This is a genomic window from Enterobacter sp. FW301-JW81 (assembly GCF_058788735.1).
Map to the genome: position 1 here is coordinate 192,405 of NZ_JBYTBA010000007.1, position 11,156 is coordinate 203,560.

11 protein-coding genes are annotated in these 11,156 nt (G+C 55.4%); 5 read left to right on the forward strand and 6 right to left on the reverse strand.

All coding sequences use genetic code 11. The features are described from left to right. Positions 1-388: 388 nt before the first annotated feature. The 3 genes from AC3WOK_RS20605 to xni all read left to right on the forward strand — a co-directional run bounded on the left by AC3WOK_RS20605 (position 389) and on the right by xni (position 3,977). On the forward strand, positions 389-1,678 hold the full coding sequence (locus AC3WOK_RS20605; protein ID WP_492355048.1) for an HAAAP family serine/threonine permease: 1,290 nt from the start codon (positions 389-391) through the stop codon (positions 1,676-1,678). A gap of 63 nt (positions 1,679-1,741) precedes the next feature. After that, entirely contained in the window at positions 1,742-3,109 is a 1,368-nt protein-coding gene (locus AC3WOK_RS20610) for an L-serine ammonia-lyase (protein WP_059311724.1), read from the forward strand. A 112-nt stretch (positions 3,110-3,221) separates the two neighbouring features. Then, positions 3,222-3,977 (forward strand): flap endonuclease Xni, encoded by a 756-nt coding sequence (gene xni / locus AC3WOK_RS20615; RefSeq protein ID WP_059311723.1) that lies wholly within the window; start codon positions 3,222-3,224, stop codon positions 3,975-3,977. A 62-nt stretch (positions 3,978-4,039) separates the two neighbouring features. On the opposite strand, the gene rlmM is transcribed toward xni, so the two are convergent. From rlmM to AC3WOK_RS20635, 4 genes are all read right to left on the reverse strand, one after another. Continuing rightward, positions 4,040-5,140 carry a 23S rRNA (cytidine(2498)-2'-O)-methyltransferase RlmM gene (gene rlmM, locus AC3WOK_RS20620; protein WP_047347999.1) on the reverse strand — a complete coding sequence of 367 codons (1,101 nt, stop codon included), beginning with the start codon at positions 5,138-5,140 and terminating at the stop codon, positions 4,040-4,042. Further along, positions 5,133-5,528: a DUF423 domain-containing protein gene (locus AC3WOK_RS20625; protein ID WP_008499646.1), complete on the reverse strand. Its 396-nt coding sequence runs from the start codon at positions 5,526-5,528 to the stop codon at positions 5,133-5,135. The genes rlmM and AC3WOK_RS20625 overlap by 8 nt, the downstream gene beginning before the upstream one ends. A gap of 39 nt (positions 5,529-5,567) precedes the next feature. Beyond that, a complete protein-coding gene (gcvA, locus tag AC3WOK_RS20630; protein WP_047347998.1) occupies positions 5,568-6,485 on the reverse strand; it encodes a glycine cleavage system transcriptional regulator GcvA in 918 nt (305 codons plus the stop codon). A gap of 349 nt (positions 6,486-6,834) precedes the next feature. Beyond that, positions 6,835-7,062 (reverse strand): YgdI/YgdR family lipoprotein, encoded by a 228-nt coding sequence (locus AC3WOK_RS20635; RefSeq protein ID WP_008499648.1) that lies wholly within the window; start codon positions 7,060-7,062, stop codon positions 6,835-6,837. Positions 7,063-7,254: 192 nt separating this feature from the next. Here AC3WOK_RS20635 and csdA point away from each other — a divergent pair, with 192 nt between their 5' ends. After that, the gene (csdA, locus tag AC3WOK_RS20640; protein WP_063957270.1) at positions 7,255-8,460 is read left to right on the forward strand and encodes a cysteine desulfurase CsdA; all 1,206 of its coding nucleotides are present in this window, start codon (positions 7,255-7,257) and stop codon (positions 8,458-8,460) included. Further along, positions 8,460-8,906, forward strand: coding sequence for a cysteine desulfurase sulfur acceptor subunit CsdE (gene csdE / locus AC3WOK_RS20645; protein ID WP_047347997.1), 447 nt, complete (start codon positions 8,460-8,462; stop codon positions 8,904-8,906). Before csdA ends, csdE begins: the two co-directional genes overlap by 1 nt. On the opposite strand, the gene tcdA is transcribed toward csdE, so the two are convergent. Next, positions 8,897-9,703 carry a tRNA cyclic N6-threonylcarbamoyladenosine(37) synthase TcdA gene (gene tcdA, locus AC3WOK_RS20650; protein ID WP_059311722.1) on the reverse strand — a complete coding sequence of 269 codons (807 nt, stop codon included), beginning with the start codon at positions 9,701-9,703 and terminating at the stop codon, positions 8,897-8,899. The two genes, csdE and tcdA, sit on opposite strands and share 10 nt — an antisense overlap. Positions 9,704-9,778: 75 nt before the next feature. After that, a complete protein-coding gene (gene mltA / locus AC3WOK_RS20655; protein WP_059311721.1) occupies positions 9,779-10,876 on the reverse strand; it encodes a murein transglycosylase A in 1,098 nt (365 codons plus the stop codon). Between the last annotated feature and the right edge of the window lie 280 nt (positions 10,877-11,156).

An 11,156-nucleotide genomic window follows, 5' to 3' on the forward strand; every position in this document is an offset into this window, starting at 1 on the left:
TTTTAACAACCGTAAATTATCAGCCTTAATCCAAATTACCTGCCAGAAAATACTAAAAACCCATTTCTTTACAGCCAAAGACACCTATATCACGGGTCTGTCTTTCAGCCCACATGTCGTTAGTGGTAGCCTTCGCGCCCGTAAATTCTCTTTGATGTTTTTTTAACAGATAAATGGTCTAAAGATGCCCACATCATAAGTGGATTATTGCATTTGGGATCGGGATCACTGATAGATTCATAACGAGAATGTATCTTTCCGCCCGCCAATAGTTACGGGCGAAAATTATTAAAAAACCGTCACTGAACGAATTTCATATTACCGTCAGGCACTTTTTCATCGGATTTGACTAAAAAACCTGACAATTCGCTTCCTCCAGGAGATACAGATGGAAACCACTCAAACCAGCACCGTTGCTTCGATTGAATCCCGAAGTGGTTGGCGCAAAACGGATACCATGTGGATGCTTGGCCTTTACGGCACAGCAATCGGCGCTGGTGTACTGTTCCTTCCTATCAACGCAGGCGTCGGCGGTCTGATCCCGCTGATCATTATGGCTATCATTGCTTTCCCGATGACCTTCTTCGCACACCGCGGTCTGACCCGCTTCGTGCTGTCCGGTAAAAATCCGGGCGAAGACATCACTGAAGTTGTTGAAGAACATTTCGGCGTTGGCGCAGGTAAACTGATTACCCTGCTCTACTTCTTCGCAATTTATCCAATCCTGCTGGTTTACAGCGTGGCGATCACCAACACCGTAGAAAGCTTCATGGCGCACCAGCTGCACATGACGCCGCCTCCGCGTGCCATTCTTTCTCTGATCCTGATTGTGGGCATGATGACCATCGTGCGCTTCGGTGAGCAGATGATCGTGAAAGCGATGAGCGTGCTGGTGTTCCCGTTCGTGATTGCACTGATGGTGCTGGCCTGCTACCTGATCCCACAGTGGAACGGTGCAGCGCTGGAAACCCTGTCCCTGAGCAGCGCATCTGCAACCGGTAACGGCCTGCTGATGACCTTCTGGCTGGCAATTCCGGTGATGGTCTTCTCCTTCAACCACTCCCCAATCATCTCTTCCTTCGCCGTTGCGAAACGTGAAGAGTACGGTAATGGCGCAGAGAAGAAGTGCTCCAGCATCCTGGCACGCGCTCACATCATGATGGTACTGACCGTTATGTTCTTCGTCTTCAGCTGCGTACTGAGCCTCTCTCCGGCGGATCTGGCGGCAGCGAAAGAGCAGAACATCTCTATTCTGTCTTACCTGGCGAACCACTTTAACGCACCGGTTATTGCGTGGATGGCTCCTATCATCGCGATTATCGCTATCACCAAATCCTTCCTCGGCCACTATCTGGGCGCGCGTGAAGGCTTCAACGGTATGGTGATTAAATCTCTGCGCGGTAAAGGCAAGAGCATTGAAATCAACAAGCTGAACAAAATCACTGCGCTGTTCATGCTGCTTACCACCTGGGCGGTAGCAACGCTGAACCCAAGCATCCTGGGCATGATTGAAACCCTGGGCGGCCCGATTATCGCGATGATTCTGTTCCTGATGCCGATGTACGCGATTCAGAAAGTCCCTGCGATGCGTAAATACAGCGGTCATATCAGCAACGTATTCGTTGTGATTATGGGCCTGATTGCCATCTCCGCCATTTTCTACTCGCTGTTCAGCTAATATCTCCAGCGCCGTCCTCGGGCGGCGCACTCCTCCCCTCTGACTGATAGCAATGGACGCATCATGATTAGCGTATTCGATATCTTCAAAATCGGTATTGGTCCTTCCAGCTCTCACACCGTCGGACCAATGAAAGCCGGTAAGCAGTTCACGGATGACTTGATTGCACGCGGCATCCTGCACGACATCACCCGCGTGGTTGTCGATGTGTACGGCTCGCTTTCCCTGACCGGGAAAGGCCACCATACCGATATCGCCATTATCATGGGCCTGGCGGGAAACCTGCCGGATACCGTTGATATTGATGCGATCCCTGGCTTCATCCAGGACGTCAACACCCACGGTCGCCTGCTGCTGGCAAACGGCGAACACGAAGTGGAATTCCCGGTTGACCACTGCATGAATTTCCATGCGGACAACCTGTCGCTGCACGAAAACGGTATGCGTATCACCGCGCTGGCCGGCGACAAAGCGGTATACAGCCAGACTTACTACTCTATCGGCGGCGGTTTTATCGTCGACGAAGACCACTTTGGTCAAACCAATACCTCGTCCGTCGAGGTGCCATATCCGTACAAAACGGCGGCGGACCTCCAGCGTCACTGCCAGGAGACGGGCCTGTCCCTCTCCGGCCTGATGATGAAAAACGAGCTGGCCCTGCACAGTAAAGAAGAGCTGGAACAGCACTTCACCAGCGTCTGGGAAGTGATGCGCGGCGGTATTGAGCGCGGCATCACCACCGAAGGCGTTCTGCCGGGCAAGCTTCGCGTGCCGCGTCGTGCGGCTGCACTGCGCCGTATGCTGGTCAGCACCGACAAAACGACCACGGACCCGATGGCCGTTGTGGACTGGATCAACATGTTCGCCCTGGCGGTGAACGAAGAGAACGCCGCAGGCGGCCGCGTTGTGACAGCACCGACCAACGGTGCCTGCGGCATTGTTCCGGCAGTGCTGGCGTACTACGACAAGTTTATCCGCGAAGTAAACGCGAACTCTCTGGCGCGCTACCTGCTGGTCGCCAGCGCGATTGGCTCCCTGTACAAGATGAACGCGTCCATTTCCGGTGCGGAAGTGGGCTGTCAGGGTGAAGTCGGCGTGGCATGCTCCATGGCGGCGGCGGGTCTGGCAGAGCTCCTGGGCGCAAGTCCAGCGCAGGTGTGCATCGCGGCCGAAATCGGCATGGAGCACAACCTGGGGCTGACCTGTGACCCGGTAGCCGGACAGGTACAGGTACCGTGCATCGAGCGTAACGCGATTGCCTCCGTGAAGGCGGTGAACGCGGCGCGTATGGCGCTGCGCCGCACCAGCGAGCCGCGCGTCTGTCTCGATAAGGTTATCGAAACCATGTACGAAACCGGTAAGGATATGAACGCCAAATACCGCGAAACCTCTCGCGGCGGCCTGGCAATGAAGATCGTTACCTGCGATTAAGCCTCTCAGGAAGCCTCGTTTTGCGAGGCTTCTTCCTGTTTTTCCTCACGCTATTCGTTTCCTCCTGCCGACAATGATACCCTTTACCCATTAGATTTTAGGGAGATTATCTGTGGCTGTTCATTTGCTTATCGTCGACGCGCTCAACCTGATTCGCCGGATCCATGCGGTACAGGGCACGCCCTGTAAGGACACCTGCCTGCACGCGCTGGAGCAACTCATTCGCCACAGCGAACCGACGCATGCCGTGGCCGTGTTTGATGACGAAGCGCGCAACAGCGGCTGGCGGCATCAGCGCCTCCCGGACTATAAGGCAGGACGTGCGCCGATGCCGGACGACCTGCATGCCGAAATGCCCGTTATCCGCGCCGCCTTTGAACAACGCGGTGTCCCCTGCTGGGGCGCGCACGGCAATGAGGCTGACGACCTGGCGGCTACGCTTGCGGTAAAGATTGCCAGCGCCGGGCATCAGGCGACAATCGTCTCAACCGATAAAGGCTACTGTCAGCTCCTCTCTCCCACGATCCGTATCCGCGATTACTTCCAGAAACGCTGGCTTGACGCCCCCTTCATCGCCGGTGAGTTTGGCGTCTCGCCTGAGCAGCTGCCCGACTACTGGGGTCTGGCGGGGATAAGTAGCTCGAAGGTACCGGGTGTGGCGGGCATAGGGCCGAAGAGTGCCGCCCAGCTGCTGACGGATTTTCAGAGCCTGGAGGGGATATACACCAGGCTGGATGAGGTACCGGAAAAATGGCGCAAAAAGCTGGAAGCGCATAAAGAGATGGCGTTTATCTGCCGGGATGTGGCGACGCTACAGACAGATTTGCAGCTAGACGGGAATTTACAGCAGTTGCGGTTAGAACGCTAAAACGACTATACGGTTTTGTAGGCCCGGTAAGCGCAGCGCCACCGGGCAAAACAAAGCACGCACTATCGCTCGTCGCGACGCCCACCCACGGCCGCCCACCAGCGACGAACATGCACCGTCACCTCTTCACGATCGTGATACAGCTGACGCGCCTGAATGACCACGTTAATACCGTGTTCGTCCATCTGCTCCTGAATATAGGCCAGGTTCTGCGACACTTCCTCGTAGCGCTTTTTCATCGGCAGCTTGAGGTTGAAAATGGTCTCGCGACACCAGCCGTTCACCAGCCAGGAGGCCATCAGTGCGGCCACTTTTGCCGGTTTCTCAACCATATCGCACACCATCCACGAGATGTTGTTACGGTTCGGGCGATAGCGGAAGCCGTCTTCACGCAGCCAGGTAACCTGCCCGGTGTCCATCAGGCTTTGCGCCATAGGGCCGTTATCGACAGAGGAAACCCACATATTGCGTTTCACCAGCTGATAGGTCCAGCCGCCCGGGCACGCGCCGAGATCGACGGCGTACATGCCGTTTGCCAGACGCTCATCCCACTCATCCGCCGGGATAAAGACGTGGAATGCCTCTTCCAGCTTCAGGGTGGATCGGCTTGGCGCATCGGCCGGGAAGCGCAGACGCGGGATGCCCATAAAGAATGGAGAGTTGTTGGTGGTATACGAGTAGCCTGTATAGCAGCAGCCCGGCGCAATAAAGAAGATATGCACCACCGGACGCTTCGGCGTTTCGTAGTTCGTCAACACGCCCGCATCGCGCAGCGCCGCGCGCAGCGGCACGGTAAACTTGCGGCAGAACTTCATCAGCTCTTTGCTTTCGTTGGTATCCGCGACTTCAACGCGCAGATCGCCGCCCTTCTCCACCACGCCCTGCAGCATGCCGACGATTGGCGTGATGCGATCTTCCGGCGGAAGATCCTTCAGCAGCTCGCCCGCAACAAACATCTGGCGGGCGAAGATCAATGAGCTGAACGGCAGTTCGCGCGCCAGCTTATCTGCATCTTCAGGCTGATAGCATTCGAATACCACATAGCCCGCGTTCTCTTTAACGCGGGCAAAGCCGAAGACTTCGCGCTTCGCCGCTTTATCGGTAATTTCCGCGGCGCACTCTTTCTCAAACCCCGGGCGACAATATAAAACAACCTTATTCATGAACAACGCCCTTGCGTTTCAGACGGATAGCTCCGATAAACATTAATACCCAACCCGCCAGGAAGCTGACGCCGCCGACAGGTGTAACAAACGCCCACAGGCGTAAATGCGAAAGTGCCAGACAGTAAAGGCTGCCGCTGAAAAGCACCGTGCCCAGCGCCAGAAAGACGCTGCTCCAGTAAAACCAGATGCTAATACGGCGCTGCATCGCCACCGCCAGCCCAAAAATAGCCAACGTATGGAACGCCTGATATTCAAGGCCGGTCTGGATCCAGCCCATCTCTACTGCGCCCAAAGATTTGCTTAAAACATGTGCGCCAAAAGCGCCCAGTGCAACAAAAATAAAGCCACTCACCGCGGCAAAAATCAGCATGAATCGGCTGGTCATGTTTAAGTCCTGAATTGATGCGTGCCCGGCACACAAACGTTATTGTTCATACCTGAAGCGGAATTTTTCTTGCTCGCTTGCCGCCTTCGCCAGTATCCACTGCCGGAAAGCGGCTATTTTACCCAGTTCTGCCTGACTGTCATGACAAACCAGATAAAACGCATTCTTGCTGACCAGTACATCATTAAAAGGGCAAACCAGACGGCCTGCCTCAATTTCGGACTGCGCCATCACGTTGTTCGCCAATGCCACGCCCTGTCCGTGAATGGCAGCCTGTAACACCATCGCACTGTGGCTAAAAATGGGTCCCTGCTGCACGTTTATATGAGTAAGACCTAATTGACGGGTATAAGTTTGCCAGTCGCGGCGAGAAGCATCATGCAAAAGCGTATGCTTAGCCAGGTCAGCGGGTGATTTCAGCGCCTTGTCGCCCGTTAACAGCAGCGGAGAACAGACCGGCAGGAGATATTCTGCGTATAATTTCTCGACGCGCAAGCCCGGCCAGTTACCGCGACCATAAAAAATAGCGACGTCTACATCATCGGCCAGCTTGTCTTCCTGACGATCTACTGCCTGGATTCGAACGTCGATCCCCGGATAAGCTGAGTTAAAGCTTGAGAGTCTCGGCACCAGCCATTGAATGGCAAAACTGGGCAATAAACTGACGGTCAGGGCACCTTTTGCACTGCGGGCCTGAAGCTTACGCGTGGCTTCAGTTAGCTGGGAAAAAATCTCTTTAATATCCTGAAAATAGCTCTGCCCCTCTTCGGTCAACAGCAACGAACGGTTGCGTCGGCGAAACAGCTTAAGGCCCAGAAAATCCTCCAGAGACTTGATTTGGTGACTTACTGCGGCCTGTGTCACAAAAAGCTCATCTGCTGCGCGGGTAAAGCTCAGGTGACGTGCTGCTGCATCAAAAACACGTAATGCATTGAGGGGTGGCAATCGCTTTGACATGGTTATCTGGCTTAGATGTTAACGGATTTTAACAAACAGGAAACAACGTTTAACCTATTAGTTTTTTTTATCTGAGCCATTATAATTTGTCCGTTGAGGAACTACCAGCAAATACCTATAGTGGCGGCACTTCCTGAGCCGGAACGAAGAGCTTTTTTCGGAATGCGTGTTCTGAAGGGCTTTTGGCTTACGGTTGTGATGTTGTGTTGTTGTGTTTGCAATTGGTCTGCGATTCAGACCACGGTAGCAACGCTACCAATTTTTCACTTCCTGTACATTTACCCTGTCTGTCCATAGTGATTAATGTAGCACCGCCAATTTGCGGTGCTTTTTTTTGCTTATCGATCTGTTAATGCTCGATCTCTTTCATCTCTTTCACGTCCGTGCGGTTGATCTGCTGCTTGTTCCCGTTAGCATCTTTGTATGAAATCATCCCGGTATCGTTATCGGTTGTCGGTTTCCCTTCCGAAACGATGGAACGACCATCGTTGGTGTGCATGACGTAGTTGTTACCAGAACAGGCGCTCAGGGCAAAAGTAAACGCACAGGCAGAAATGATTGCAGCTGTCTTATTCATGATTATTCTCCTTTAGCAATTAATGCTATTCAAACCTCGATTTATAACAGGCTAAAACATCCGCCTAACACTATTTAGCATAACCTGCTTTTTCAGGGTCATATGGATAAGCAGACAATTCTGATAGATATCAACCTCCTTGCCCTGCCGCTGAAATTGCGCGACGATCGCATTATTGATATGAGGAATCCCATGAACGCTTTCAGCCCTGCGCAGTTCCGCGCCCAGTTTCCGGCGCTGGCCGATGCCGGTATTTACCTTGATAGCGCCGCCACCGCCCTTAAGCCACAGGCGGTGATTGAGGCGACGCAGCAGTTCTACAGCCTGAGCGCCGGCAACGTGCATCGCAGCCAGTTTGCCGAAGCGCAGCGATTAACCGCGCGCTATGAAGCCGCACGCGATCAGGTCGCGCGCCTGATCAATGCCGAAAGCGGGAAAAACATCGTCTGGACGCGCGGCACGACCGAGGCCATCAATATGGTGGCCCAGTGCTACGCGCGCCCACTGCTTCAGCCGGGCGACGAAATCATCGTCAGCGAGGCGGAGCATCACGCAAACCTGGTGCCGTGGCTGATGGTAGCCGAGCAAACGGGTGCACGCGTGGTGAAACTCCCTCTGGGTGCAAACCTTCTGCCCGACGTGGCCCGCCTACCAGAGTTGATCACCCCCCGCAGCCGCATTCTGGCGCTCGGGCAGATGTCGAACGTTACCGGCGGCTGCCCGGACCTGGCGCAGGCCATTCGCATCGCGCATGCCAGCGGCATGGTCGTGATGGTCGACGGCGCGCAGGGCGTGGTGCATTTCCCGGCCGACGTGCAGGCGCTTGATATCGATTTTTATGCCTTCTCAGGACATAAGCTCTACGGGCCAACCGGTATCGGGGCGCTGTACGGTAAACCGGAACTGCTGGCGCAAATGACGCCGTGGCTCGGCGGCGGCAAAATGATTACCGAAGTGACCTTCGAGGGCTTTAAAACTCAGGAAATACCTTACCGTCTTGAGGCGGGGACGCCGAACGTGGCCGGCGTCATTGGCCTGAGCGCCGCGCTCGAGTGGCTGGCTGAAACAGACATTGTTCAGGCTGAAAGCTGGAGCCGGGGGTTGGCGACGCTGGCAGAGGAAGAACTCAAAAAGCGCCCGGGTTTCCGCTCGTTCCGCGTGCAGGACTCGAGCCTGCTCGCCTTTGATTTTGCGGGCGTGCACCATAGCGACATGGTGACGCTGCTGGCCGGGTATGGCATTGCCCTTCGCGCCGGCCAGCACTGCGCCCAGCCGCTTCTGGCGGCGCTTGGCGTGAGCGGTACGCTGCGCGCCTCGTTTGCGCCCTACAATACGCAAAGCGACGTAGACGCGCTGGTTGCCGCCGTCGATCGCGCCCTTGAAATACTGGTGGATTAATGACACACGCAGATTTAGCCGGACATCCGTTTGGCACCGTCATCACAGAAGAGACCTTAAAGCAGACCTTCGCCCCGCTTTCGCAGTGGGAGGATAAATATCGCCAGCTTATCCTTCTCGGTAAGCAACTCCCGACCCTGTCTGACGAGCTTAAAGCGCAGGCAAAAGAGATCGCGGGCTGTGAGAACCGCGTCTGGCTGGGCGTAAGCGTCACGGGCGAGAAGCTGCATTTCTTTGGCGACAGCGAAGGACGTATCGTGCGCGGGCTGCTGGCGGTACTGTTAACCGCCATTGAGGGAAAAAGCGCGGCGGAGCTGCTGACGCGCTCGCCGCTGGCGCTCTTTGATGAGCTGGGACTGCGCGCGCAGCTGAGCGCCTCGCGCGGTCAGGGCCTTATAGCACTAAGCGAAGCCGTGCAGGATGCCGCACGTCAGGCTCAGGCCTGACGTTCCGCCTTCGCCATCATCTTCTTCAGGGCGTGAGACACCGCCACAAAGCCAAAGGAAGCGGTCACCATGGTGGCCGCACCAAAGCCTGAGGCGCAATCCATTCGTTTTGGCCCTTCCGCCGTGCTTTTCATCGCGCAGACCGAACCATCCGCCTGAGGGTAGACCAGCGCTTCGGTCGAGAACACGCAATCAACGCCCAGCTTGCCTTTGCTGTTCTTCACGACGTTAAAGTCGCTCTTCAGGCGTTCACGCAGCTTGGCCGCCAGCGGATCCTGAATGGTTTTCGCCAGATCGGCCACCTGGATCTGCGTCGGATCGATTTGCCCACCCGCGCCGCCGGTGGTCACCAGTGGAACCTTGTAACGACGACAGTACGCGATCAGCGCCGCTTTGGGACGCACGCTGTCGATGGCGTCAATCACATAGCTATAGCCTTTGCTCATGTATTCGGCGACGTTATCTGCCGTCACAAAATCATCAATCACCGTGACCCGACATTCCGGGTTAATCAGGCGAATACGTTCCGCCATGACCTCAGATTTTGCCAGGCCGACGCTATCACGCATGGCATGGATTTGACGGTTGGTGTTGGTGACGCACACGTCATCCATATCAATCAGCGTGATGGCGCCAATACCGGTTCTCGCCAGCGCTTCTGCCGCCCACGACCCCACACCACCAATGCCCACGACGCAGACGTGCGCATCCGCAAACAGCTGCAGAGCTTTTTCACCATAGAGACGTGCCGTGCCGCCGAAACGCTGGCGCCAGGCATCGCTGATTACCACAGACATAAAACCTCAGATGTAAAAAGGGTGAGGTTTTCCTCACCCTGAACAGTAATCCGTATTCCGCTCAGAATACCACAATCAGCCGCTGAATACGTTTCCGGCGCCAGGCGCCGCTTTCAGCACCCATACGCGTCCGTAGTGGTTATACCAGCCCGCGCGGTGGCCGGCATCCGGGCCAATGCCCTGATAGATATCGAAGTGCTGGCCTTTAATCGCTCCGCCGACATCCAGCGCCACCATCAGACGCAGTTCATACTGACCGTTGAATTTGCCGTTGTTGTCCAGCAGAGGCACTTCCGCCAGCAGCGTAGTGCCCGCAGGGATAATGGAACGATCCGATGCCACCGACGCCCGGCCAATCAGCGGAACAGCGCTGGCCCCTTTCACCGGCGCGAAGTTTTGCGGTTTGAAGAAGACGAACGACGGGTTCTGCTCCAGCAGCTCGCGCACCTCGGCTTCACTGTGTTTTTCGCCCCACTCGCGGATCGCCTGCATCGACATGTCTTCTTTCTTCACTTCGCCGCGGTCGATCAACACCTTGCCGATGCTGCGGTAGGCGTGGCCGTTTTTACCGGAATAGCTGAAGAAGTTAAGCGGCGAACCATCGCCAAAATCAATGTAGCCGCTGCCCTGAACGTCCATGATGAAGTTATCCATCAGGGAGTTGCTGTAGGCCAGAACGTAATTTTCGCTCAGCGCTCCGGAGTAAATCTCGGCGCGGGACGGCAGGCGCCCCCGCTTTGGCGGCATGCGATAAATAGGATACTGGAACTCGCCCTGACGCGTGTGTCGCGCCTGAATCACAGGCGTGTAATACCCGGTGAACTGGACGTTGCCGTAGTTATCCGCCCCTTCCATCTGCCAGGCATCGATACCAAACTGGCGCATATTGCGCGTATCACCGCCCGCACGCAGCCAGTCCTGAACCGCGCTATAGACGCTACTCTGAGAGCCATACAGACGCGGCGACGCGTTGCGGATCTGGTAAACCTGCTCGGAAAAATCGCCGGCGTTAATCGGTGCGCCAACGGCATCAGGTTGATTAACTAAAGAGAAAGGCTGGGATAACTTCCCGTCTTTATACTGTTGACCGCGATCGGTCGGTTTAGAAGAGCAGGCCGCAAGAATGGCTACCATTGCGCCCGTCATCAGATACTTCGCCCAACGTCCTTTCATTATATCTCGTCTTTAAGTTGCCCATTTCCGCGTGATGAAGATAACAAACCGCCAGGGCTAATGAAATGCAATCGCATGCCCTTTGGCAAATTTTGCGCAAAAAATAGCCCAAACAATGCCATGTCGTTCAATTTGCATACAAAATCATGATTTATGTGAAAAAGGGGTTGCATCACAAACCTATCCGAGTATAGTGCGCATCCACGGACGCGGGGTGGAGCAGCCTGGTAGCTCGTCGGGCTCATAACCCGAAGGTCGTCGGTTCAAATCCGGCCCCCGC